This window comes from Picosynechococcus sp. PCC 7002, from assembly GCF_963860125.1.
Lineage (GTDB): Bacteria > Cyanobacteriota > Cyanobacteriia > Cyanobacteriales > MRBY01 > MRBY01.
The window spans coordinates 792,511-814,350 of sequence record NZ_CAWLFA010000001.1 but is presented as its reverse complement, the minus strand read 5'-3'; the positions used below and the strand labels follow the sequence as shown (position 1 = coordinate 814,350).

General features: G+C 49.9%; 28 protein-coding genes and 1 tRNA gene. 15 read left to right on the top strand and 14 right to left on the bottom strand.

The features are described 5' to 3' along the window. Positions 1-168: 168 nt before the first annotated feature. From AACQ84_RS04015 to lipA, 3 genes are read right to left on the bottom strand one after another with little or no spacing between them, the layout of a single operon-like run. A complete protein-coding gene (locus tag AACQ84_RS04015) occupies positions 169-1,308 on the bottom strand; it encodes a cysteine desulfurase family protein (protein ID WP_086459432.1) in 1,140 nt (379 codons plus the stop codon). A 10-nt stretch (positions 1,309-1,318) separates the two neighbouring features. Further along, the gene (locus AACQ84_RS04010) at positions 1,319-1,882 is read right to left on the bottom strand and encodes a Uma2 family endonuclease (protein ID WP_012306414.1); all 564 of its coding nucleotides are present in this window, start codon (positions 1,880-1,882) and stop codon (positions 1,319-1,321) included. A 28-nt stretch (positions 1,883-1,910) separates the two neighbouring features. Then, positions 1,911-2,816, bottom strand: coding sequence for a lipoyl synthase (lipA, locus tag AACQ84_RS04005; RefSeq protein ID WP_012306413.1), 906 nt, complete (start codon positions 2,814-2,816; stop codon positions 1,911-1,913). Positions 2,817-2,909: 93 nt separating this feature from the next. Between lipA and AACQ84_RS04000 the strand changes: the two genes are divergently transcribed. After that, positions 2,910-2,983, top strand: a tRNA-Pro gene (locus tag AACQ84_RS04000). 57 nt (positions 2,984-3,040) lie between these two features. Here the strand turns inward: AACQ84_RS04000 and AACQ84_RS03995 are convergent. Further along, a complete protein-coding gene (locus AACQ84_RS03995) occupies positions 3,041-3,550 on the bottom strand; it encodes a pentapeptide repeat-containing protein (RefSeq protein WP_012306412.1) in 510 nt (169 codons plus the stop codon). Positions 3,551-3,796: 246 nt separating this feature from the next. On the opposite strand from AACQ84_RS03995, the gene AACQ84_RS03990 reads away from it, so the two are divergent. Further along, entirely contained in the window at positions 3,797-5,407 is a 1,611-nt protein-coding gene (locus AACQ84_RS03990; protein WP_012306411.1) for an iron uptake porin, read from the top strand. Positions 5,408-5,491: 84 nt separating this feature from the next. Here the strand turns inward: AACQ84_RS03990 and AACQ84_RS03985 are convergent, their stop codons facing one another. Continuing rightward, positions 5,492-5,809 (bottom strand): DUF3082 domain-containing protein, encoded by a 318-nt coding sequence (locus AACQ84_RS03985; protein WP_012306410.1) that lies wholly within the window; start codon positions 5,807-5,809, stop codon positions 5,492-5,494. A gap of 216 nt (positions 5,810-6,025) precedes the next feature. On the opposite strand from AACQ84_RS03985, the gene AACQ84_RS03980 reads away from it, so the two are divergent. After that, the gene (locus AACQ84_RS03980; RefSeq protein WP_049761563.1) at positions 6,026-6,268 is read left to right on the top strand and encodes a hypothetical protein; all 243 of its coding nucleotides are present in this window, start codon (positions 6,026-6,028) and stop codon (positions 6,266-6,268) included. Here the strand turns inward: AACQ84_RS03980 and AACQ84_RS03975 are convergent. From AACQ84_RS03975 to AACQ84_RS03960, 4 genes are all read right to left on the bottom strand, one after another. Further along, complete coding sequence (locus tag AACQ84_RS03975) at positions 6,265-6,648, bottom strand: VOC family protein (RefSeq protein ID WP_012306408.1); 384 nt, start codon at positions 6,646-6,648, stop codon at positions 6,265-6,267. The two genes, AACQ84_RS03980 and AACQ84_RS03975, sit on opposite strands and share 4 nt — an antisense overlap. Before the next feature lie 3 nt (positions 6,649-6,651). Then, positions 6,652-7,776: a DUF3747 domain-containing protein gene (locus AACQ84_RS03970; RefSeq protein WP_012306407.1), complete on the bottom strand. Its 1,125-nt coding sequence runs from the start codon at positions 7,774-7,776 to the stop codon at positions 6,652-6,654. Between the two features lie 153 nt (positions 7,777-7,929). Next, positions 7,930-8,220 carry a hypothetical protein gene (locus tag AACQ84_RS03965; RefSeq protein WP_012306406.1) on the bottom strand — a complete coding sequence of 97 codons (291 nt, stop codon included), beginning with the start codon at positions 8,218-8,220 and terminating at the stop codon, positions 7,930-7,932. 162 nt (positions 8,221-8,382) lie between these two features. Continuing rightward, entirely contained in the window at positions 8,383-8,499 is a 117-nt protein-coding gene (locus AACQ84_RS03960) for a photosystem II reaction center protein I (RefSeq protein ID WP_015132356.1), read from the bottom strand. 158 nt (positions 8,500-8,657) lie between these two features. On the opposite strand from AACQ84_RS03960, the gene AACQ84_RS03955 reads away from it, so the two are divergent. From AACQ84_RS03955 to AACQ84_RS03945, 3 genes are read left to right on the top strand one after another with little or no spacing between them, the layout of a single operon-like run. Further along, entirely contained in the window at positions 8,658-9,071 is a 414-nt protein-coding gene (locus AACQ84_RS03955) for a DUF6282 family protein (protein WP_012306405.1), read from the top strand. Next, positions 8,998-9,621: a DUF6282 family protein gene (locus tag AACQ84_RS03950; protein WP_315862534.1), complete on the top strand. Its 624-nt coding sequence runs from the start codon at positions 8,998-9,000 to the stop codon at positions 9,619-9,621. Before AACQ84_RS03955 ends, AACQ84_RS03950 begins: the two co-directional genes overlap by 74 nt. A 33-nt stretch (positions 9,622-9,654) precedes the next feature. Next, positions 9,655-10,440 carry a DUF1350 family protein gene (locus AACQ84_RS03945; RefSeq protein ID WP_012306403.1) on the top strand — a complete coding sequence of 262 codons (786 nt, stop codon included), beginning with the start codon at positions 9,655-9,657 and terminating at the stop codon, positions 10,438-10,440. Between the two features lie 17 nt (positions 10,441-10,457). On the opposite strand, the gene AACQ84_RS03940 is transcribed toward AACQ84_RS03945, so the two are convergent. Beyond that, positions 10,458-11,753 carry a Glu/Leu/Phe/Val family dehydrogenase gene (locus tag AACQ84_RS03940; protein WP_012306402.1) on the bottom strand — a complete coding sequence of 432 codons (1,296 nt, stop codon included), beginning with the start codon at positions 11,751-11,753 and terminating at the stop codon, positions 10,458-10,460. A gap of 208 nt (positions 11,754-11,961) precedes the next feature. Here AACQ84_RS03940 and AACQ84_RS03935 point away from each other — a divergent pair, with 208 nt between their 5' ends. The 7 genes from AACQ84_RS03935 to AACQ84_RS03905 all read left to right on the top strand — a co-directional run bounded on the left by AACQ84_RS03935 (position 11,962) and on the right by AACQ84_RS03905 (position 17,253). Continuing rightward, a complete protein-coding gene (locus AACQ84_RS03935; protein WP_012306401.1) occupies positions 11,962-12,543 on the top strand; it encodes a DUF4126 domain-containing protein in 582 nt (193 codons plus the stop codon). A 52-nt stretch (positions 12,544-12,595) separates the two neighbouring features. Then, positions 12,596-13,807 (top strand): molybdopterin molybdotransferase MoeA, encoded by a 1,212-nt coding sequence (locus tag AACQ84_RS03930; RefSeq protein ID WP_012306400.1) that lies wholly within the window; start codon positions 12,596-12,598, stop codon positions 13,805-13,807. 135 nt (positions 13,808-13,942) lie between these two features. Continuing rightward, complete coding sequence (locus tag AACQ84_RS03925; RefSeq protein ID WP_012306399.1) at positions 13,943-14,410, top strand: LptA/OstA family protein; 468 nt, start codon at positions 13,943-13,945, stop codon at positions 14,408-14,410. 3 nt (positions 14,411-14,413) lie between these two features. Continuing rightward, positions 14,414-15,157: an LPS export ABC transporter ATP-binding protein gene (gene lptB / locus AACQ84_RS03920; protein WP_012306398.1), complete on the top strand. Its 744-nt coding sequence runs from the start codon at positions 14,414-14,416 to the stop codon at positions 15,155-15,157. A 141-nt stretch (positions 15,158-15,298) separates the two neighbouring features. Further along, on the top strand, positions 15,299-15,676 hold the full coding sequence (locus tag AACQ84_RS03915) for a hypothetical protein (protein WP_232318863.1): 378 nt from the start codon (positions 15,299-15,301) through the stop codon (positions 15,674-15,676). 29 nt (positions 15,677-15,705) lie between these two features. Continuing rightward, positions 15,706-16,278, top strand: a complete 573-nt coding sequence (gene lepB / locus AACQ84_RS03910) for a signal peptidase I (RefSeq protein WP_012306396.1) — start codon at positions 15,706-15,708, stop codon at positions 16,276-16,278. Positions 16,279-16,311: 33 nt separating this feature from the next. Beyond that, complete coding sequence (locus AACQ84_RS03905; protein ID WP_012306395.1) at positions 16,312-17,253, top strand: glycosyltransferase family 2 protein; 942 nt, start codon at positions 16,312-16,314, stop codon at positions 17,251-17,253. Positions 17,254-17,263: 10 nt separating this feature from the next. Here AACQ84_RS03905 and AACQ84_RS03900 read toward each other — a convergent pair whose 3' ends face one another. Next, a complete protein-coding gene (locus AACQ84_RS03900) occupies positions 17,264-17,926 on the bottom strand; it encodes a class I SAM-dependent methyltransferase (RefSeq protein ID WP_012306394.1) in 663 nt (220 codons plus the stop codon). 73 nt (positions 17,927-17,999) lie between these two features. Between AACQ84_RS03900 and AACQ84_RS03895 the strand changes: the two genes are divergently transcribed. Next, positions 18,000-19,700, top strand: a complete 1,701-nt coding sequence (locus AACQ84_RS03895) for an ABC-F family ATP-binding cassette domain-containing protein (protein ID WP_012306393.1) — start codon at positions 18,000-18,002, stop codon at positions 19,698-19,700. A 17-nt stretch (positions 19,701-19,717) separates the two neighbouring features. Next, entirely contained in the window at positions 19,718-20,800 is a 1,083-nt protein-coding gene (locus tag AACQ84_RS03890; RefSeq protein ID WP_012306392.1) for a YheT family hydrolase, read from the top strand. Positions 20,801-20,828: 28 nt separating this feature from the next. Here AACQ84_RS03890 and AACQ84_RS03885 read toward each other — a convergent pair whose 3' ends face one another. The 3 genes from AACQ84_RS03885 to AACQ84_RS03875 all read right to left on the bottom strand — a co-directional run bounded on the left by AACQ84_RS03885 (position 20,829) and on the right by AACQ84_RS03875 (position 21,838). Beyond that, positions 20,829-21,044, bottom strand: a complete 216-nt coding sequence (locus AACQ84_RS03885) for a hypothetical protein (RefSeq protein ID WP_012306391.1) — start codon at positions 21,042-21,044, stop codon at positions 20,829-20,831. Next, on the bottom strand, positions 21,037-21,171 hold the full coding sequence (locus AACQ84_RS03880; RefSeq protein ID WP_254903392.1) for a hypothetical protein: 135 nt from the start codon (positions 21,169-21,171) through the stop codon (positions 21,037-21,039). The genes AACQ84_RS03885 and AACQ84_RS03880 overlap by 8 nt, the downstream gene beginning before the upstream one ends. Positions 21,172-21,301: 130 nt before the next feature. Then, positions 21,302-21,838, bottom strand: a complete 537-nt coding sequence (locus AACQ84_RS03875) for a TolB family protein (RefSeq protein ID WP_012306390.1) — start codon at positions 21,836-21,838, stop codon at positions 21,302-21,304. Between the last annotated feature and the right edge of the window lie 2 nt (positions 21,839-21,840).

Here is a 21,840-nt window from a genome sequence, read left to right as displayed (position 1 = left end):
ACAAACAAAGACCGGAGCAAATTCTTTCTTCACACGCTGTGTAAAGGGAGAAGACGGTTACGGCTAAATACAGGAAGGTTTAGCGGCATATTTGCAATCGCCTCAGATTCCATTCTAAAGCCAAGTGTTCACTTTGGATCACTTTCATGGGGTCTTGGTGGGCATTTTTCAGAGGCTGTGGAGGGTGTGCTGTAGGGTGTAGGCGACGTGATCGATATCGGTAGCAGTGGTGAAACGGCCTAAACCAAAGCGGAGGGAGGCGCGACAAAGGGCTGGCGATCGCCCCAGGGCAGTAAGGACATGGGAGGGTTTACCGGAACTACAGGCGGAACCAGCGGAAAGGGCGACGGTATTGCGCAGTGCCAAAAGGAGGGCTGTGCCATCAATATTTTCGATACTGATGTTGAGATTATGGAGGAGCCGTTGGTCGAGGTCGCCGTTTAGATAAATGCCCTCTAGGGGTTGGAGTTGCTGCCAAAGGCGATCGCGTAATAGTTTAATCTTGGCATTTTCTTCATCCATCTGGGCCAGACCAATTTCGACGGCCTTGCCAAAGCCAACAATTTGCGGCGTATAGAGGGTGCCCGATCGCCGCCCCCGTTCTTGGCCGCCGCCGTGGAGTTGGGGCGCAAGATTGACCCGGGGATTTTTGCGGCGCACGTACAACGCACCGATTCCCTTGGGGCCATAAATTTTATGGGCTGTCAGGGACAGCAGGTCAATATTTTGGGTTTGGACATTTAGGGGAATTTTGGCGATCGCCTGGGCCGCGTCACAGTGAAATAAAACACCTCGATCATGACAGAGGGTGCCAATCTCGGCGACGGGTTGGAGTACGCCAATCTCGTTATTGGCCGCCATTACCGAGACCAGCACCGTATCTTGACGGAGTGCTTTTTCCAACAAAGATAAATCCAATAAGCCATTGGCTTGCACGGGCAGATGAGTCACCTCAAACCCCAAAGTTTCCAAATAGGCACAGGGGTCAAGCACCGCTCGATGTTCCGTTTGCACCGTAACAATATGCCTGCCTTTGTCAAAATAAGCCTCAGCTACTCCTTTAATCGCTAAATTATTTGCCTCCGTCGCCCCGCTCGTAAAAACAATTTCCTCTGGTTCTGCCCCAATACTACTGGCGATCATTTCTCTGGATCGTTCCACTGCCGCCACCGCTTCCCACCCATAAACATGGCCAGCACTCGCAGGATTACCAAACTGCTCCGTAAAATAGGGCAACATCGCTTCTAATACCTGCGGATCAACGGGAGTTGTCGCATGGTTATCGAGATAAATGGGACGCTTCATCACAAAAAATAGCCTAATTTTTTAACCAAGCAAAAATCTCATCTCCCCTTAAAGTCAATGATTGAGCAAAAGTCGGCATTGGTAAACTTTGGGCTTGCTGATCAAACACCTGTACAGATTTATCTGGCTGATAAACGAAAATACAGGCTTCTTGGGGGTCAATCAGCCACCCCATTTCTGTTCCATAAGCTAAACAGTGGAGGATGTTACGAATAACACGGCTATGGCTTTGATTGGGAGACAAAATTTCAATTAACCAATCCGGTGCAAGCTTAAAAACATTGGCAATTTCATCGTTGTCATCCCGAGGGATTCGTTCTGTTTTAAACACTGCAACGTCCGGCACAATGGAGCGTTCCCCAAAAGTACAACGTAGTTCTGGAAAAACCTGAGCTGTTTTCTCCGGGCGAAAAGCCATGGTGAGGGCAAGGGTTAATTCCCGTTGTAGGAGGCGATGTTTTCCTTGGGGCATTGGCTTTTGACGAATCATCCCATCGATATATTCGTTGGCAGGTTTAGTCTCTGGTAGCGCCAGGAATTCTTCTAGGGTCATTGAGCGACTTAGTGCTTGCACCATGGAACGTACCGTAGATGGAAACTATTTTTTATTTTAGTGAATGTAACTGACTGAGTTCTGGCTTAGATCGTGGGTGGGTTTCCATTAAGCGCCGCACCTGTTCGGCATGGTAGGAACTGCGGGTGAGGGGGCTAGATACTACTTGCAAAAAGCCGAGGGATTCACCATATTCCCGCCAAGCGTCAAATTGTGCTGGGGTAATAAAATCTTGCACCCCTAAATGTTTTTGGGTGGGCTGGAGGTATTGACCAATGGTGAGAATGTCACAGTCTACGGCTCGCAGATCACGCATTACTTCACGCACTTCGGCATCGGTTTCTCCAAGGCCAACCATAATCCCCGATTTGGTGTAAACCCAGGGGGTTAGCTCGCGGGTGCGCTGGAGTAACTCCAGGGAACGTTGATAATCCCCTTGGGGACGCGTTTTTTTATAAAGACGGGGGACGGTCTCGGTGTTGTGGTTCAACACTTCGGGGGCAGCATCAAGGATCGTTTTGAGGGCGTCCCAATTACCGCAGAGGTCAGGAATCAAGACTTCAATGGTGGTTTTGGGTGACAGTTCGCGAGTTCGTTCGATACATTTTACAAATTGGCTTGCGCCACCATCGGGGAGATCGTCACGGTTGACGGAAGTGATCACGACATGATTGAGATTCAGACGGCGGACGGCTTCGGCAAGATTGTCGGGTTCTGTGGGATCTAAACCCCGGGGCACTTTGTCGAAGTCAATGTCGCAGTAGGGGCAAGCACGGGTGCAGGCTGGCCCCATAATCAAAAAGGTGGCGGTGCCTGCATTAAAACATTCGCCAATGTTGGGACAGGAGGCTTCTTCGCAGACGGTGTTGAGGCTGAGGTCCCGTAAAATTTCTTTGACGCTGCCAACCCGTTGCCATTGGGGGGCCTTTACTCTGAGCCAATCTGGTTTTACCGCCACGGCGATCGCTCCTTATCTTTTGAGAATTTTGGACTTAACGGACAAGTTTTTATCGTAGCAAGGTTTACCTGTGTTAGTATAGGTTCTGTTTTTCGGGATGTAGCGCAGCTTGGTAGCGCACCTCGTTCGGGACGAGGGGGTCGTAGGTTCAAATCCTATCATCCCGATTTTTTGAAAAATCGCGACCAAAGATCTCCTGGATATTTTGCTAATTCCCAGGGGGACTAATTTTTACAGTTGAGACTGTAGCGGGTGTCAATGCCAGTGATGGTATTAGTGCCGCTGGCTCGTTTGCAGAGTTCAGACAGTTGGTAACGGTCGAGAAGCGCACCAGAAAAATCAGCCCCGTCGATAATCGCTTCGGCAAAATTTGTCCCCGGTGCAACGGCATCGACAAAAAGGGCGTTGGTGAGGTTTGCACCTTCCATGTTGACTTGATCCATAAAGGCTTCGGAAAGGTTGGCTTCGGTGAGATTGGCCTCCATAAATTTGCCTTCGGTGAGGATCGCTCGGCTTAGGTCACTGCCAGTAAAGTCGCTCCCCCGCACATCGGCCCGGGCAAAGCTCGCTGCCTGGAGATTTTCGTGGGCAAAGTCATGGTTCGGCAGTTCCGAATAGGTGTAGTTCAGCTTACTGGCGGCGATCGCCTCTGGGGTTATAAAAATCATCATGGCGATCGCCAACAAAAAAATCATTCCCACACGTCGAACAAATTGCGCGGCCACAAGAACCATAATTTCACTAACCTCAAAAAATATTTTTCTTTTTCTAGGATACAAGCCTTCCCCAAGGGGGTTACATCCAGAACTCCCATGTAGTATTCGCTAAATTTGCATCACCGCTGCAATTTCGTAGGAAATACTACAAAACTTTCACCATAAGTCATGGCAAAACTAAGCCATTCATTTTTTAACCCCGACTTCAACTTTGGTTAACCTTGCCAAAATCAAAGCTTCGGGTGTGAGGACAAACACCAAACTATGACTTCTTTGAAAACTGTATCTTTAGCTGCAACCGCTTTTGTGACGATGGCCAGCCAGGCGATCGCCGCAGATAACCAAGGATTGCTCGAACAAATTAATCAGTACAGTGCGAACAGTGCTACCGCTCAAGTCAATAGTATTTTCCAGCTCAGCGATGTTTCTCCCTCTGACTGGGCCTTTGATGCGCTGCGAAATTTAGTCGAAAACTACAACTGTATTGTTGGCTATCCCGATGGTACCTATCGTGGCAACCGTCCCCTCAGTCGTTATGAATTTGCCGCTGGTTTAAATGCCTGTTTACAGCAAATTGAGCGGCTGATCACCAGTGGCAGTTCTGAAGTTACGGCAGAAGATCTCGCTGCGCTACGTCGCCTCGTTAATGAATTTGAAGCAGAACTCGCAACCCTCGGAGCCCGCGTTGATGACCTCGAAGGCCGCGTCGAATTCCTCGAAGATCATCAGTTTTCAACGACGACCAAGCTGGTGGGCGAAGTTTCTTTTAATGTTTCTGATGCTTTTGGCGATGGCATCGATGATGCCCAAACCGTTTTTCAAGACAAAGTTCGCTTAATGCTAGTCACCAGCTTTACTGGCAAAGATCGGCTCTATACACGTTTAAGTGCCGGAAATTCTGGCCCTTCATTTACAGGGCAATACGATACTTTGGGATCTGGATTTGTCCCTAGAACTCAAGAAGGACGTTTTTCTTATGATGGTGAACGTGACAACGACGTCACAATCGATCGACTGCACTATGCCTTTCCAGTTGGTGATAGCACAACTGTCACGGCGATGGCGATTCTCGGTGCTCACCACTTCTATGCAGATACCTTCAACACAGGTCTAGAAGCTGGTGGTGGTTCAAATGGTGCCCTCTCTCGTTTCGGTGAGCGCAACCCAATTTATCGTCTGGGGATTGGTACTTCCACTACCGGGATTGGGATTAAACATGACTTTAATGACGTCTTCCAGCTTTCGGCGGGATATCTTGCAACAAATGGCAGTGATCCGAGCGAAGGAGAAGGACTATTTAACGGCACCTACTCCGCAATGGCGCAATTGGCAATCAAGCCCAGTGACAAGTTTAAATTTGGGGTGAACTATGTCCGCGGCTATGCTACTGATAGTAGTGATTTTGCCTATGGTGGTACGGGAACTGGCTGGGCTAATAATCTGAATAACTCCGGCATGGGCATGGCTATAAACAATGTGGAAACGAATTCGTTTGGTGGCCAGGTTCAATGGGATGTTACCGATAAAATCAGTCTTCGCGGTTGGGTCGGCTATACCGATGCCAAGTTCGATGAAGGTGAAGCGGATATCTGGACTTGGGCTGGTATTTTGGCATTGCCTGACCTTGGTAAGCCTGGCAACATGGGGGCAATCATCGTTGGTTCTGAGCCCTACGCCACAAACCTAGAAATTGGTGGCAGTACACCCCGAGGCTTTACTGATGATATGCCTTTACACATTGAAGGGCTTTATAAATATCAGTTGAGCAAGAATATTTCCATTACCCCTGGTGTAATTTGGCTGATTAACCCAAATCAAAATGAGGATAACGAAGACATCATCATTGGCACGATTCGGACAACCTTCTCGTTCTAGAGGAGCTGGCAGCGAGTGAAGCTGCTTAACTGAAAATGCTGAAAAATAATGACCTGACCCTGGAAGCAATTCTAGGGTTTTTTCTTATGAATCACCAGGGGAAGTTGTTTGCTTACCGCTCAAGAGAGACTGGAGACCCAAAATAAATAGACCTACAGCAATGAGGCCAAATACCCCGGTCGCCATGGTAAATAAGCCCATAATGAGGGTGCGTACTGTGATCCCGATTTGGATGGCAAGACCATTTCCCGTGGGCGGTTTACTAGCAAAGCCCGCAATGACTTTATTTGTTAAAAGGTAGGCTGCAAAGGACATGGAACCAGCAACGGCAGTACCGTACCAACACCGCAAAGGACTGGGTAAGGTTTCGTCTGGTTTTAGGTCGGGGGTTTCTTCGCTCATCGTCTCGATTTGTTAAATAGTAGAAACTACAAATTACAGGCCAGGGGACATGGTTGATATTTTACGCCTTTGGGGTTTGGGCAAGGAAATTTTCCAGGAGTGCCAAGATCAAGATTTAAGCCAATATTTAGTATCGATGCCACTGGGCCAGGTGTTGCCATAGTATAAAAATTGAGAGAAATATTTCCGTGGCCGTTTACGAGGAAGGATAGATCCATGAAAGTTAAGTTCATGAGTGCAGGCAATTCGGTGAAGTTAGTTATTTTTCTGTTGTTGGCATTTGTGGCGGTGGGAGACGTCTTTTTACCGGAACCTCTCAAGGGGGCGAGTAAACAAATAAAGGCAACCGTAAACAATCTTGTCCTGGGTATTTTGCCACGGGAGGGATTTAAAGATCCCCATGAGCGGACGGAAAAGGCCGTAGAAGAAATGGAACAGGAAGCAGGGAGCCAGCCCTAGGGATTGACTTGAATAGCATTACTTTGGTGCAGAATTAAGCGGTTTTGGGCAGGATCGTAGGCGTAACATTCGCGTCCATGGGAGGCTATACTGATTTCGCTGTCTATCGTTCCTCCCAAAGCTTGCACGGTGGCGATCGCCTCTTCGAGATCATCAACTTCTAGGCAAAAACTCAAAGCGCCTGAGGTTCCGGTAAATTCTGATTGGTGTTGGGGACTGGGTTTAAAAATGCCCAACTTCAGACCCTGAATCAAAAACTCCGCGTAACGATCTTGGCTGTAGCTTGCGGGTTCGTCATTCAGGAGGCCACGGTAAAAGTCAACCACCTCCTGCCAAGGGTCAGCGGCGATCGCCACAAAGATTTCTGAAAAATTTGCCATCACTTACTGCACAGGGACAATTTGTACCGCTAGACCCGTTTCTCGCAAGCGCATTTGCAGATCTTGGGCTTCAAATTCGGCGGCGAAGGCCCCGGCTTGCATCATCCGGCGATCGCCAACCCAAGTATGAAACGCATCCGGAATCACAGCCTTTAACCGTTCTTTTTGTTCTGGAGTTTGGGCATCAACCACCACCCGGTACCGCAAACCTAAGCTCTGGGCCAAGGAAACGCTATTGGGCGGCGGCGGCGGTTGTTGACCGGGTTCTTCAAGGCGAATGACCCCGGTGTTACTGGAACTGTAGGTGGGGATAGAGCGTTGGGGGACAGGGAGAACGTTGGGATTGCTGGGATTGCTCGGTAGACTCACGATGGGTTCAGGAGCTGCGGGAACTGTAATCGCCGCCACGAGGGTTTCGTTCGGGCGACTGGTGGTTTCTTGGTAGGGAGGCACAAAAATCTGAATTGTTTCGCTGCCAGAGACCGATTTTTCGGTGATTTTGCTACTGGTATAGGTGGTGGGCGCCGTTGCAACCCATTCCTGTCGGGGATCGGCAGCAACCAATTGGTCGCGGGGTCGTTCATTGGCGAGGTAAATGTGACCCAGGGTTTTTCCTTCGTAGGTGCGTTTCGCCATGCGCCAACCCGGATTGAGATTAATCTTCAGCATCCCCTGGGCCAGCCCTCCAGTATCTCCCACTTCGATGGGCGATCGCCCCGGATTTTCCACATCAAAAGCCTTGAGGACAACGGCTCCCCTTTCCTGAACCAACTGGAGGCGATAGCGCCAAGCCATATCTTGCTCCCCTAGGCGCAGGGAATAGCCGTTGGAATCGGTGCTGCGGCCACAAATCCCCGTAAAGTCAAATTGCAACAGTAGCGGATCAATGACCGTGGGGGAACCTCCCTGTTCTCGCCAACAGGCCCGGTTTTGGTCGAGTTGTTCGAGGATCACAAGATTATAGGCTTCACCACCAGCAAGGGGGACGGCGATCGCCACCACATCTCCAGGGGTCAAATCCTGGGTGCCAAACAAACCGCTATTAGCTTGGGCTATGGGTGCAAAGCTAATGGGCCCTAGGGTAGCCATACTCACCCCCAACGCCGTGAGACCTGCGCGAATATTCATCTGATCCTCATCACCAAAACGAACAATGGGCCTGGGTTTTCCCCTGGGGGAAAGCTCAGAATTGCCAGCATTTTAGCACCGGACTTTTGCCTCTCCCATCCCCTATCCGGCCATCAGTCAACAAAAATTTATAGTTCCGTGTGCTGACACAGTTTAAAAAGGAGAAATTGTTTGCAGCAGTTTCCGCAACCGGAGAAGAAAAATGGTGTGCTGGATGTCTGCATTGACGGTGGGGGGAAGATTTCGTTCCGCCTGTTCCTGTTGGATTTCGGCGTATTCTTGGGCGGTGACGGGTTCTCCATCAATGGGCGATCGCCCTTCGGTAATTATTTCCGGGCGCAGGACTTCTTCGGGTAAATCCTCTGGGGGCGGCAAGGCGATCGAGAGGGGCGTTGTCAGGAGCAAAACAACGGCGGTTATGGGAAAAGCAGGTCGTCTTAGCATGGTGACATTTAGGAGACAGTTGCGGGGGACTCAATGGCCTTTCTTTTCAATGTAGCGAATCCAAAACCCGTACCCATGAAAAAGTGGGGTTGCCCTAGGACAGCTCCCCACCATTTTTGATGCTGTAAATCAAGTTTGCTGCGATAAACAGCCCAGAATACTTTATTCGAAATCCTTTCTACCGGGGTTGCGGGTTGGGTCGCTAGATAGAAAACCGAAGATAAACAGAGATACAAAGAAAATGACTGTGATGTAAACAGCAATCTTAAGGGTAAGCATATTTATAGGTCTCCTGTGAACACAAAACCAACGGATGCAATTGGTTTTATGAGGATATTTTAATTAACGTAACATATCATACGTTGATATCCTCGCTTCCGTAAACGAAAGGAATCCTTAAACCGTATTCGCTAGCGCAAAAGCTGTCATTCTCTGCCATGAAACGTCCCCTTTATTTCCTTAAAAATCCTTTCCTGTTGCGGCTGGTAGTCGGGATCGGTTTGGGCCTCTGGATTTGGGGGGTTGGGATGCTGGGGGCGATCGCCACAGATTTTAAAGGCAGCATCGATTTCCATGTCCATTCTGCTCCGGATGTCACCGCCAGACTATACGACGACTTAGAACTGGTTGAAAACGCAGCCCAGGCAGGAATGCAAGCCCTCGTGCTCAAAAACCACTTCACCCCAACGGCGGATCGGGCGGTGTTGGCCCACAAAGTTGTGCCGGACATGGAAGTATATGGCGGCGTTGTACTCAATGAAACGGTGGGCGGTTTAAATCTCCGGGCCGTGGAAACCATGGATCGCCTGGGAGAAGGGCGGGGGAAAAGTCGTTTGGCTACCCACCATTGATGCGGCCCACCATCGTCAGACCCTAAACCACCGCTTTGGGGGATTGCGGGTGGCCCGCTATGGCCATCTGGTGCCAGAAATGCCGGACATTTTGCAGTACATTGCCGCCCATAATCTGGTTTTAGGTACGGGCCACATTTCCCCAGCAGAAATTCTCACCGTTGTCCCTGCGGCGAAACAATTGGGCGTTGAAAAAATCCTCATAACCCATGCCATGGCCACCGTACCAGGATTAACCCTCGCACAAATGCAGGCGATCGCCGACCAAGGGGCTTTTTTAGAATTAACCTACGTGAATACATTGATGGGAGAAAACGCTACCGAAGCCGACCACCAAGCTTGGGAGAATGTGAGCATTGAAACAATGGCGAAGGCAATCCAAACCATCGGCGCAACCCACTTTGTCCTGAGCACCGACCTCGGACGAGCCCTTGATCCATCGCCCATTGAAGGCTACCAGCGATTTTTAGAACAGTTGGCGGCGGCGGGCATTTCTGAAGCTGACCTGTACCTGATGAGCCACACCAACCCCGAAAAACTTTTACAATAAAAGCCACTTTTAGTAAGCAACAAACGGCAAATAATGATTTGGCAAGAGTCTGGTGGCAGTTGGATTTTAATCCCAGTACAACCGGTGGGGGTGATTCATTTTTTGGGGGGTGCTTTTGTGGGCACTGCGCCGCAACTCACCTACAAATGGCTCCTAGAACAGCTTGCTGCCGAAGGATATGCGATTATCACCACTCCTTTTGTGAATGGTTTTGATCATTTGGCGATCGCCCGGCAGGTACTCAACCGCTTTGAAAATATCCTCGAACGCCTGCAAAACTCAAACCAACTGGGTTACCGTTACCTCCCTGTCTATGGCGTGGGCCACAGCATGGGCTGCAAAATTCACCTATTGATTGGCAGCTTATTTAATGTGCAACGGGCGGGCAATGTTTTGATGTCCTACAACAACTTTCCCGTGAAAAAATCTATTCCTTTCTTCGAGCAGTTTGACCCAGATAACACAATTAATTTTGAATTTACCCCTTCTCCTCTTGAGACCAACGAAATCATCCAAACCAGCTACCAGATCCGGCGCAATCTCCTGATTCAGTTTAATAACGACACCATTGACCAAACCCCAGATCTAACCCCCATCCTCATCGAGCGCTTCCCCAATATGGTGGCCACCCTCAACCTCACGGGGAATCACCTCACCCCCTTAGGCCAAGATCTAGACTGGCAATTTACCGAAGGCTTTTCTCCCCTCGATACCTTTGGCCAATGGTTAAAACAAGGCCTATCAAAGGATCTAAAGGGATTGAAAACAGAGATCTGCCGTTGGTTGAACCCTGCTGATTTTGCCGTCCCTAGGGCGTAAATCGAAAGAATTCTCCCCTAGGCCGAACTGCCTGAAAAATAAGTGCGTGTCCCCTTCGCATCTAGGGCCTCACCGAGGCGCATCAGGGCCTGGACATAGGCCGCAGTCCGCATTGAAATCTGTCGCGTTTGGGCAATGTGCCACACCTGGTTTGTGGCTGTAACCATACGCGTCTTCAGCTGATCACGAATGTCCGTCGCTGGCCAATAAAAGCCACTGCGATTTTGCACCCACTCAAAATAACTCACCGTGACTCCCCCAGCATTGGTGAGAATATCCGGCACCACCATAATTCCTTTTTCTTCTAGGATGACATCCGCAGCCGAGCTAATGGGGCCGTTGGCCACTTCAAAAATTAATTTGGCTTGCACTTGATGGGCATTGTCCGCCGTAATTTGATTTTCCAGGGCTGCCGGAATCAGAATGTCCACATCTAAGGTCAAAAGTTGTTCATTGGTGATCGTTTGGTGTTCAACAATATTGCAAACGGATTTTTCACAATAAACAGCAGCCATATTCCGACTTTCTGACTTGTACTGGCGGATGCTCGGAATATCTAAGCCCTGTTCTGCATAGATCCCCCCACGGGAATCACTAACGGCGACAACACGGTAGCCAGCGCAGGCTAGTTGTTGGGCTAGTTCTGCTCCGGCATTGCCAAACCCTTGCACCGCAACGGTGGTTTTTTCGGGTACATATTCTAGTTTTTTGCAGATGGTTTTAATTACATCAAAGGCACCACTGGCCGTCGCGGTATTGCGTCCTTGACTTCCTCCCATGCCCAAGGGCTTGCCCGTTACGACCCCCGGCAAAATTTTCCGTTGAATAATGCTGTAATGATCCATCATCCAACCCATCACCATGGCATTGGTATAGACATCCGGTGCCAAAATGTCTGTGTCGGGGCCAATGGCATCGGCGATCGCCTCGATGTAACCCCGGCTCAAACGTTCTAGTTCGGCTTTAGAAAGGCTTTTGGCATCAACGGTAATGCCCCCCTTGGCTCCCCCAAAGGGCAGATCTAGCAAGGCACATTTGAAGGTCATCCAAAAGGCCAGGGATTGTACTTCGTCTAAGGAAACGTTGGGATGATACCGCACGCCTCCTTTACCCGGCCCCCTAGTGTCGTCATACCGCACCCGATACCCCCGGAAGATTTTCAAAGAACCATCATCGAGGCGCACGGGAATAGAAACGCTCAGGCTCATTTTGGGATATTTCAAGCGTTCGCTGGCATCTTCAGAGATGTTGACGTGGTGGAGCGCTTTTTCGAGGCGTAGGCTAGCATCGCTCAGGAGAGAATTTACCGTCATGGTTCATGGTTTAAGCCGAATAAGGGGTATTAAATCACGGTGACTTTGGCTTGTGAGGTTGGGAACATGAATCACGGGGAAATCGTTACATCTGCTGGTGTGAAATCATTCGGGATTGGAAAAAAGGCCATCCCTAAAAATGGAACGATACACTGAAGGGTAAGGTCTTCTGTCCACGGGATTGTGGCACAGAATTTTTTATGCAGACATGATCATCGGATTTTTGGCGGTATTGTCAGCAGCGGCGGCGGCGGGAATGCGCATCGGTTTACCGTTGCTGATTATTTTGCTGCTCCACAGTGATGAATTGGTGGCAAATTTGCCTGGGATCGGTTGGTTGCCGCCCCGGGTTTTGATCGCTATTTTTACGATGTGGGCCGTGTTTGAGCTGTTTGGCTCGAAGCAACTTCTGGGTCAACGCATTCTCCAGGCGATCGCCCTCTTATTTAGTCCGATTGTGGGGGCCATTTTAAGCCTGACCGTGGCCCAGGTGATCCGTTTAGAATTTGAACCGCTCTGGCTGGTGGGGGTAATGGGGGGGCTGGTCGCTTTTGTGCTGAAGCTGACTTTGACGGGGTGGTTTTTCCGGTTGCGGGGTCTGCCCCTGTGGTGGTCTTTTACGGAAGATTTTTTATGTGTGGTGCTGGTGCTGTTTGCTTTTCAATCGCCGGAGCAGGGTGGCATTATTGCGATGATTTTGCTGTGGTTAGCGGTGCGCAGTTCCACAGAATGGAAACGCTATTACGAAGAGAATCGCCAGCCCCAAGGTGGCAGCCCAGGGCCAGACTAACTTGTTTGGCAAACTGACTTACTATATTGAGTGTCAAAACGTGGGACGAAGTATGATTTCCGTTGATCAAGCCCAAGCTTTAATTCTCCAGGCGATCGCCCCCCTTAGTGAAACCGAACCCAGCACCCTAGAAACGGCCCTGGGACGAATTTTAGCGACGACGGCGACCGGAAAATTGGATATTCCCCACTGGGATAATTCCGCCATGGATGGCTATGCGATCCGGTTTGCAGACCTGACAGAGCAACCCGTTGAACTGGAGATTATTGAAACGATTCCGGCGGGTCAAGCGCCCCAAAAATCCTTAGCGCCTGGCCAAGCCGCCCGCATTTTCACCGGGGCAATGTTACCGACTGGGGCGGATACGGTGGTGATGCAGGAGCATACAGAGCAACGGGGCGATCGGGTCAAAATTTTACAGAATCCCTCTTTGCGGCAGTTCGTGCGCCAGCGGGGTGACTATTACCGCGCCGGGGAACCCCTTTTAAAACCAGGGCAACGGTTGGGCGCAGCGGATTTAGCCGTTCTTGCGGCCTGTCAATGTGTCGAATTTCCGGTCTATCGGCAACCGAGGGTCGCAATTTTTTCCACGGGGGGTGAGTTGCGATCGCCCCGGGAAAAGTTAGAAATCGGCCAAATTGTTGATTCGAATCGCTATGGTTTGACGGCCTTTGTCCAGGGGCAACGAGCGATTCCGAAAAATTTTGGCATTGTCCCTGATGATCCGGCCCAACTGAAAGCAACCATGAAAAAGGCGATCGCCGCTGGGGATCTCATCCTCTCGACGGGAGGCGTTTCCGTGGGCGAGTTTGATTATGTTGAAAAACTCCTCGAAGAATTAGGGGGCGAAATTTTTATCCGTAGTGTGGCGATTCGCCCTGGTAAACCCCTGACAGTGGCGAAATTTCCTGGGAATAAACTCTACTTTGGGCTGCCCGGCAATCCGGTATCGGCCCTGGTGGGTTGTTGGCGGTTCGTGCAACCTGCGTTGAAAAAGTTGTCCGGCAATGCTGGGCCTTGGGCACCAGAATTTGTCTGGGCCACCTGTGATCAACCCCTCAAGGGAGCCGGAAAGCGGGATGCTTACCTGTGGGGAACCTTGGCAACCACGGCGACGGGTTATCTTTTTCATTTAGCTGGGGGCGGCCATAGTTCTGCTAATTTAGTTAATCTTGCCCAAACCAATGCCCTCGCCATTGTGCCCCAGGGGACTGGTGAAATCCCAGCAGGCGATCGCCTCCGGGTGATGCGTCTCCAAACCTAGGAGAATTTTTGTTGAAAAGGGAAATCCCAGGCTTACTATAGGAAGATAATTCCGCAACTCAATCGGCCATCGTTGCGTCTTTAGGGTAAATAGCCGCACCCAGCGCGCATAGTCTTTTTAGCAGGTACAACAATTATGACGGTCAAGGGCTTTGGTAATCGAATGATTTATGGATTTGGGGGACTCTCCTTGGCGATCGCCGCCACGGTCAGTCAGCTTCCCCCCCAGCAGGCCGCCCAAGCCCAAAATGCCAATGCCCTCACGGTGCGTTCTGATATCCAAGAGGCGAATACCGAAACGGGGATTATCACGGCCCGGGGCAATGTGCGGATCAATTATCCCGCCCGCAATCTCCAGGCTACTGCGGCCCAGGCCCAATATTTTTCAGAAGAACGTACACTAGTGCTCAGCGGCAACGTCTATGTCCTCCAGGATGGCAATAGTCTCCGGGCAGAACAAATGACCTATTCCATCGACGAAGGACGTTTTGTCGCCACCCCAGGCCGCAGCGAACAAGTAGAAGCCAGCTATCTCATTCCCGAACAGCCCCCGACAAGTCAATCCCGCACCCCTGCTCCCATTACCCTCCCCGAAGACGAATAAACCGTGACCATCGTTCTCGAAAACATCCGTAAAACCTATGGCAAACGCGTCATTGTTAACCGTGTCAATTTAAAAGTAAATCAAGGAGAAATTGTCGGCCTTCTGGGGCCAAATGGTGCTGGGAAAACCACTACCTTTTACATTACAACGGGTCTGATTAAACCCAATGAAGGGCGCGTCTGGCTCCAACGGCAGAACATTACGCCCCTAAGTCTAGATGAGCGGGCAAAACTAGGCATTGGTTATCTCACCCAGCAACCCAGCATTTTTCGGAATTTAACGGTCAAGGAAAATATTCAACTGGTTCTCGAACAGTCCCCTTTGTCCCACCGCCAACAGCAACATCGCCTCAAGGAACTGGTGAGCGAATTTCGGCTGCACCGCATTGTGAATACCCGCGGTCGTCTGGTGTCAGGGGGCGAACGACGGCGTACCGAACTAGCCCGCGCCTTAGCCGTTGGCGGTCAAGGGCCGAAATTTCTCCTGCTTGATGAACCCTTTGCTGGGGTTGATCCCATTGCTGTCGCTGAAATTCAACAAATTGTGGCCCAACTGCGGGAACGGGGCATGGGGATTTTGATCACCGACCACAACGTCCGCGAAACCCTTGCGATTACTGACCGTGCTTACATCATGCGGGACGGGGAGATTCTTGCGGCGGGAACGACAGAAGAGCTTTATAGCAACCCCCTTGTGCGGCAGTATTACCTTGGGGAAAATTTTGAGCGCAATGTGAAATATTTCTAGGGCTAGGGTTGCGGGGCGATCGCCAATGGGTAAGGTTTTTAAGGGCGAAGACTTCATAAAACGTTAGGTAAAAGTTCCTAAGAATTCGTTAGGCTCAGATCAATAACATCATCTTTTTTTTAAGAGCCTTTGAATATTGCCGTGTTCGAATTGAGTAGCGTTTTTGAGCAGTTGTGTGAATTTTCCCGGTGCCATTGTCTTGCCATTTGTGGCGGTTTGGTTCCCTTTAACCTGATTTTGAGTTTTTTGACCTTGGTGTACGTGGTGCGCCAAGCTTCCCCCAGTTTGATCCAAAGAAATGCGATCGCCGTTTATGGGGGCGTAACCCTAATGGTGCTCCATGTCAGCACATGGTTCCTGGTCGGCGTTGTGATGGTGCCCACCTTCCTCCTGCCTGCTTTTGGGGCAGTTTGTATCGCGATTAATCTCTGGGGAACCCAAGCGCCCGCATCCCTGCGCCGTTTCCTGTTTTGGCTGTGGGGAACTGTACTGAAACGAAGCGAACGTGCCACAATATAGAGCCGTCGTATCAAATTTCACGGAGACCCATGGGCGATCAGGGCAAACACCTCAGCACAAATCAACAACCGAAACCATGGGCCGCCCTCTGGGAAAATATTCGCATTCTAGTCATTGCCCTGGCGATCGCCTTGGTGGTGCGCTGGTTTATCGCGGAACCCCGGTATATCCCCTCCGGTTCGATGCTGCCGACCCTCGATTTAGGCGATCGCATTATTGTCGAAAAACTCTCCTATCGATTCCAGCCCGTGCATCGGGGTGATGTGGTGGTTTTCCGGACGCCCCCTCAATTAGAACTCCTCGGTTACGATCCCCAACAAGCGTTTATCAAAAGAATTATTGCCACCCCCGGTGAAACTGTATCCGTTCACAATGGCACCGTGTATGTTGACCAAACGCCCTTAACGGAACCCTTCATTGCTGCGTCGCCTGACTATGAATTGCCGACCCTAACGGTGCCACCCCACAGTTTTTTTGTCCTTGGTGATAATCGCAACAACAGCAATGATTCCCATATCTGGGGCTTTGTCCCTGCCGATAATGTTATTGGCCATGCCATTTTTAAATTTTGGCCCCTGAACCACCTCGGCAAAATTCTCTAGAACTATTTTCTCAACCCATCTCCCCTGCCTTCGATGATTACTTACTCCATCATCATCCCGGTGTACAACGAAGAAGCGAATCTTCCGGAAATGTATCGGCGCGTTGTCCAGGTCATTGAAGAGTTAGATGGCCCCGCAGAGTTGGTTTTAATCGACGATGGCAGCCAGGATCGTTCCCTCGCCATTTTGGACGAATTACACCAAAGGGATCCCAGGGTCCACTACTTGAGTTTGGCGAGAAATTTTGGCCATCAAATCGCGGTCACCGCCGGTTTGCAATATGCCCAAGGGGAGGCGGTCGTTATCATGGACGCTGATCTCCAGGATCCCCCCGAACTGGTTCCTCAACTAATTGAAAAATGGCGGGCGGGCTACCATGTGGTCTATGCCCAGCGGGTGAGTCGGGCCAGAGAAAGCTGGTTTAAGAAGCTCATGGCCTATGGTTTTTACCGGATTTTAAATCGATTCACCGATGTTTCCATTCCCACGGATACGGGGGATTTCTGTTTGATGTCCCGTCAAGTGGTGGATATTCTCAACAGTATGCCCGAAAAACACCGCTACATTCGCGGCCTCCGGGCCTGGGTAGGCTTTCCGCAAACGGCGGTGCAGTTCAACCGGGATCCACGTTTTGCTGGGGAAGTAAAGTACACCTTTCGTAAATCCCTGAAGCTTGCCATTGATGGGATTATTTCCCTGTCCCGTAAACCCTTAAAGATTGCCACCTATTTGGGTTTGGTGACGGCCCTGGTGGCGATCGCCATGATGATTTTGGTGTTATTTTGGCGGATCTACAATGCCCCGGCCCAATTAATTGGCTATACCCTGATCACCATTGCCATTTTCTTTTTGGGAGCTGTGCAACTCATTTGTCTTGGCATTCTCGGTGAATACATTGGCCGCATTTACGACGAGGTGAAACAGCGTCCCCTCTACACCGTTAAAAAAGCGGCGGGCTTTGACGAAGTACTTTAGCCAGATTTTTCTAAAGTTTGCGGGCGAGGGTCAGACCATCAGCCACGGGCAATACCGTTAAACTAATGCGTGGGTCATTATACAAAGCTTCATTGAAAGCGCGAATTTTGACCGTACGTTTGTCTTGATCCGCTGGATCAGCCACGCGTCCCGACCACAACACATTATCAACGGCAATCACGCCGCCGACCCGCAGTAATTTGAGAGACCGCTCAAAATAGTTTAGGTAGTTGCCTTTGTCCGCATCAATGAAGGCAAAATCAAAGGTGCCCGCTTGGCCATCTGCCAGTAGAGAATCTAGGGTTTCAAGGGCTGGGGCAAGGTGGAGTTCAATTTTTTCGGCGACCCCTGCTTTTTCCCAATAGGTTTGGGCGATCGCCGTTGGCCTTGGGTCGCGATCGCAAGCAATGACTTTTCCGTTTTTCGGCAGCGCTAAGGCGACAACGAGAGCACTGTAACCCGTAAAAACGCCGATATCTAAGGTTTTCTGCGCCCCCAGCAGTTGCACGAGCCAGGCCATCAACTGACCCTGTTCCGGAGCGATCTGCATCCGGGCTGCTGGGTGTTGGGCCGTGATTTCCCGTAATTCTTTGAGGACGGGATGCTCTTTGAGGGAAATGCGCAGGAGGTAATCATATAAAGGGGCGTCCAGGGAGAGGCTACTACGGGTCATGGCAAAGGAGTGAACGAAAAAAGTTTACAATTTGTTATAGACTGATGCTGATCCCAACCAGGAGTTTTTCCCGATGTTAAGACTTGAGCACATCCGCAAAATTTATCCCACCGGCGAAGTTCTCAAGGATATTAACTGGGAAGTGAAAACGGGTGAACGGGTCGGCCTTGTGGGGGTCAATGGTGCAGGAAAATCTACCCAGATGAAGATCATTATGGGGGAAGTGGAGCCGACGGATGGCGAAATTATTCGTCCGGCTGATCTGCGTATTGCCCATTTAACCCAAGAATTTGATGTGGTGCCGACGCGCACTGTGCGCGAAGAGCTATGGACAGTTTTTACAGAAGCCAATGCTGTGCAGGATGAAATCCACCGCATTCAGCATGAAATGGCCGAGCCGGATGCCGATTTAGATGATCTGATCCACCAGCTTGACCGGGCCCAACGAAAATTTGAAGCCCTTGATGGTTATCGTTTAGAGTCCCAAATTGAAAAAATTCTCCCGGAAGTGGGCTTTGAGATCGAAGATGGCGATCGCCTGGTGAGTTCCTTTAGCGGTGGCTGGCAGATGCGGATCAGTTTGGGCAAAATTCTCCTCCAGGAACCAGATATTCTCCTCCTAGACGAGCCGACCAACCATCTAGATCTAGAAACCATTGAATGGTTGGAAAATTATCTCCGGGGTTTAAAGACGCCGATGGTGATTATTTCCCATGACCGAGAATTTCTAGACCGCCTTTGTACGAAAATCGTTGAAACAGAGCGGGGAATTTCGACCACTTACCTCGGTAACTATTCCCAGTATTTGCAACAGAAAGCAGAAAATAAAGACGCCCAGCAATCTGCCTTTGAGCGCCAACAAAAAGACTTGGCCAAGCAACAGGAATTTATTGAAAAATTCCGGGCGAGTGCCACCCGCAGCACCCAGGCAAAGAGTCGCGAAAAACTATTGGATAAGGTCGAACGCATCGAAGCGCCCATTAGTGATGTGCGGACCCTCAAGTTCCAGTTTCCCCCAGCGCCCCGGGGCGGCCAGGAGGTGGTGACGATTCAGGATTTGACCCACACCTACGACGACAAAATTCTGTTTCTCGGTGCAAATCTGGCCATCGAACGCGGCGATCGCATTGCTTTTTTAGGGCCAAATGGCTGCGGCAAGTCCACAACTCTACGCATGATCATGGGCATGGAAAGCTACGACGAAGGCAACGTTAAAATTGGCACCCACAACATCATTCCTGGTTATTTTGAGCAGAACCAAGCTGAAGCTCTCGACCTTGAAAAAACGGTAATGGATACGATTCATGATGAAGTACCCGATTGGAAAAATGGCGAAGTCCGGACGCTCCTAGGGCAATTCCTCTTTAGTGGCGACACTGTTTTCAAAAAAGTAGGTGCCCTTAGTGGTGGTGAAAAAGCCCGGTTAGCCCTGGCAAAAATGTTGCTGCGGCCCGCAAATTTTCTAATCCTCGATGAGCCGACCAATCACCTTGATATTCCAGCGAAGGAAATGTTAGAAAACGCCCTCAAGGAATATGACGGCACCGTGGCGATTGTCTCCCACGACCGTTTCTTTATTTCCCAAGTCGCCAATAAAATTGTCGAAATTCGCGACGGAGAATTTATTGTTTACAACGGCGATTATCATTACTATCTTGAAAAAATCGAACAAGAAAAAGAAGCAGCACGACAACGTCTAGAAGCAGAGCAAGAAGCAGCGAAAAAAGCAGCAAAAAAAGCCAAGCAATTGGCCAAGAAAGCGACTAAAAAATAATAGCAAGATGTAGTTTTATGTTTTATCAACCGCCCCTCTGGTTACGGTCTGGCATTGCCATGACAATCTATGCGGCCTTTGGTGCTGCGAAACAGTGGCACAGTCAACCAAAAACATCTCCTTTAAAGTATCGGGAGGTGATCCTGACGGGGGCGAATCAAACGCCTATTTTTTGCCAATATGCGCAACCCAGTGATTCAAAAGGAACGATCGTTGCTACCTATGGCATTACCGGCAGTTTAGAAGACCAATGGTTTCTAGAAATTCTCGCTCATAAGGCTTTCCAGGCAGGCTATGGTGTTTTATTGTTCGATTGGCGTGCCCATGGCAAAACAGCAGCCCTCTCCCCTGATTTGACTAGCGATGGTCTCCTCGAAGGCGAAGATTTTGTGCGTCTAGCGGCCCAGGGCAAACAACAACTGGGGTTAAAGCCGCCTTTTTTCTTTGCTGGTTATTCTCTGGGGGGACAATTAGCTTTGTGGGGATTAAAAAAAGCCCAGGAATTGGATTTAAAGGCTTTAGGGTTGCAACCAGAAGATATTCTTGCGGGTGCTGTCATTTGCCCCAGTTTAGAATCCCACCGTTCCCTCAGTTATCTCGAACAACATCCGTTCAAATGCTATTTTGAGCAGGCGATCTCCAAAAATTTACAGAAATTGGCTTGGCAACTTCAAAGCTACCATCCCCACGCTTTCCAGACTGAAACCATTGAAAAGGCGACGACGATTCGAGAATTTGATCAATATCTCGTGATTCCAAAGTTAGGTTTCACCACGACCCAAGCCTACTACGAAGCCAGTAGTCCCCTTTATTTTCTCCAGGATTTGCACAGGCCGACCTTTATGCTGTATGCGGCGGATGATCCTCTGTTTGCGCCGGATCTTGTCGAAGATCTCCGCTATGTCGATCAACGAAATACTTACCTCAATACCCAAATTACAAAGTTTGGGGGCCATGTGGGTTACATTAGCGATCGCCACTGTCAAAACCATTGGGGAGACAGTGATCCCTGGTGGGCATGGCAAAGAATTCTTTCTTGGTTTGACCAACAGTTAAGTCAGCACCACCGGACTCGTTCTGTCACGACAGCGCAACAATAGAACAATAGTCAGAAAGTCGAACAGAAATTCAAAGATCAGAAGAACGGGCTTTGAGGCGCTCGATGATGATCGGCGTTGCAATAACGAGTACCTTAACGACCCAGGGGGCGTAACACAAAGCGAGAAACCCGGCGAGAATAGCCACGCATCCCGTGGCAACTTTGACAATTTCTTCCTTTGTGGTGACACTCAAACAAGTTGCACAGGCAGCAACTCCGAGACTCAAAATTGATGGGTTAATCATATTCAATACTATTTCTGCAGCAAAAGGCGATCGCCCGAATGGCGTTGGTGCGGATTTTTACTTCCCTAGCTGTCATGGTGGGGCGGTTAGGGAGCGCACAGTCAATAAAAGTTAAGATATATGACATAATACTCCGATCTACTCATCTGTCAAGGTGGAGCAAGACGACTTTTTCTCACATTGTTAACAATTGCCCACAGCAATGGGGCTCAACATTTTCCGCTGAAGCAATCGCCAACTTGCCTACGGCGACGCGGTTAACCCGACGGATTGACAATCACTTCCTGGGGTAAATCAAATTCAATATTCGGGCCACGGTCTAAAACCTCAATATCCCACTGGCCCCGCCGAGCTGATTCAAACACTACATAGCGGCCATCGGGGCTAATTTGAGGGTTCCGCACCCAATGACGATAGCCCTGGGTCAAAATATCGGACTGCTGGGTCGCTCGATCGTAGAGGATAATATCCGGCTTCCCAAGGGGACTCGAAAGATAAACGAGGTAACGCCCGGTACGACTCAGACTCGGACTTTCATAGATCGCATTTTTTTGATTGAGCTTAGGCAACTCCACAAACTGCTTTTGGTTTAAATCATAAAAAAGCAGTTCACTGGTGCCATGGCGATTGGAAATGAAGGCTAACCAGCGACCGTCCCCACTCAACGCAGGCTGTTCATCGTGGAAGCGGCTATTGAGGGAAACGGGGGTTAAGGGGGTGTTGCCAAAGGAGCAGCCTCCCAGCCCCAGGAATATTGTCAACAACCAGAGAAAGCAAGGGGTTTGCCTAAACACGT

Bases quoted from the DNA above. Each gene is read 5' to 3' on its own strand.
- AACQ84_RS04010 (WP_012306414.1), bottom strand. From the start codon at position 1,882: ATGGTGCAAGCACTAAGTCGCTCAATGACCCTAGAAGAATTCCTGGCG.
- AACQ84_RS03995 (WP_012306412.1), bottom strand. From the start codon at position 3,550: ATGGTTCTTGTGGCCGCGCAATTTGTTCGACGTGTGGGAATGATTTTT.
- AACQ84_RS03990 (WP_012306411.1), top strand. From the start codon at position 3,797: ATGACTTCTTTGAAAACTGTATCTTTAGCTGCAACCGCTTTTGTGACG.
- AACQ84_RS03985 (WP_012306410.1), bottom strand. From the start codon at position 5,809: ATGAGCGAAGAAACCCCCGACCTAAAACCAGACGAAACCTTACCCAGT.
- AACQ84_RS03980 (WP_049761563.1), top strand. From the start codon at position 6,026: ATGAAAGTTAAGTTCATGAGTGCAGGCAATTCGGTGAAGTTAGTTATT.
- AACQ84_RS03975 (WP_012306408.1), bottom strand. From the start codon at position 6,648: ATGGCAAATTTTTCAGAAATCTTTGTGGCGATCGCCGCTGACCCTTGG.
- AACQ84_RS03970 (WP_012306407.1), bottom strand. From the start codon at position 7,776: ATGAATATTCGCGCAGGTCTCACGGCGTTGGGGGTGAGTATGGCTACC.
- AACQ84_RS03965 (WP_012306406.1), bottom strand. From the start codon at position 8,220: ATGCTAAGACGACCTGCTTTTCCCATAACCGCCGTTGTTTTGCTCCTG.
- AACQ84_RS03960 (WP_015132356.1), bottom strand. From the start codon at position 8,499: ATGCTTACCCTTAAGATTGCTGTTTACATCACAGTCATTTTCTTTGTA.
- AACQ84_RS03955 (WP_012306405.1), top strand. From the start codon at position 8,658: ATGAAACGTCCCCTTTATTTCCTTAAAAATCCTTTCCTGTTGCGGCTG.
- AACQ84_RS03945 (WP_012306403.1), top strand. From the start codon at position 9,655: ATGATTTGGCAAGAGTCTGGTGGCAGTTGGATTTTAATCCCAGTACAA.
- AACQ84_RS03940 (WP_012306402.1), bottom strand. From the start codon at position 11,753: ATGACGGTAAATTCTCTCCTGAGCGATGCTAGCCTACGCCTCGAAAAA.
- AACQ84_RS03935 (WP_012306401.1), top strand. From the start codon at position 11,962: ATGATCATCGGATTTTTGGCGGTATTGTCAGCAGCGGCGGCGGCGGGA.
- AACQ84_RS03930 (WP_012306400.1), top strand. From the start codon at position 12,596: ATGATTTCCGTTGATCAAGCCCAAGCTTTAATTCTCCAGGCGATCGCC.
- AACQ84_RS03925 (WP_012306399.1), top strand. From the start codon at position 13,943: ATGACGGTCAAGGGCTTTGGTAATCGAATGATTTATGGATTTGGGGGA.
- lepB (WP_012306396.1), top strand. From the start codon at position 15,706: ATGGGCGATCAGGGCAAACACCTCAGCACAAATCAACAACCGAAACCA.
- AACQ84_RS03905 (WP_012306395.1), top strand. From the start codon at position 16,312: ATGATTACTTACTCCATCATCATCCCGGTGTACAACGAAGAAGCGAAT.
- AACQ84_RS03900 (WP_012306394.1), bottom strand. From the start codon at position 17,926: ATGACCCGTAGTAGCCTCTCCCTGGACGCCCCTTTATATGATTACCTC.
- AACQ84_RS03895 (WP_012306393.1), top strand. From the start codon at position 18,000: ATGTTAAGACTTGAGCACATCCGCAAAATTTATCCCACCGGCGAAGTT.
- AACQ84_RS03890 (WP_012306392.1), top strand. From the start codon at position 19,718: ATGTTTTATCAACCGCCCCTCTGGTTACGGTCTGGCATTGCCATGACA.
- AACQ84_RS03885 (WP_012306391.1), bottom strand. From the start codon at position 21,044: ATGATTAACCCATCAATTTTGAGTCTCGGAGTTGCTGCCTGTGCAACT.
- AACQ84_RS03880 (WP_254903392.1), bottom strand. From the start codon at position 21,171: ATGTCATATATCTTAACTTTTATTGACTGTGCGCTCCCTAACCGCCCC.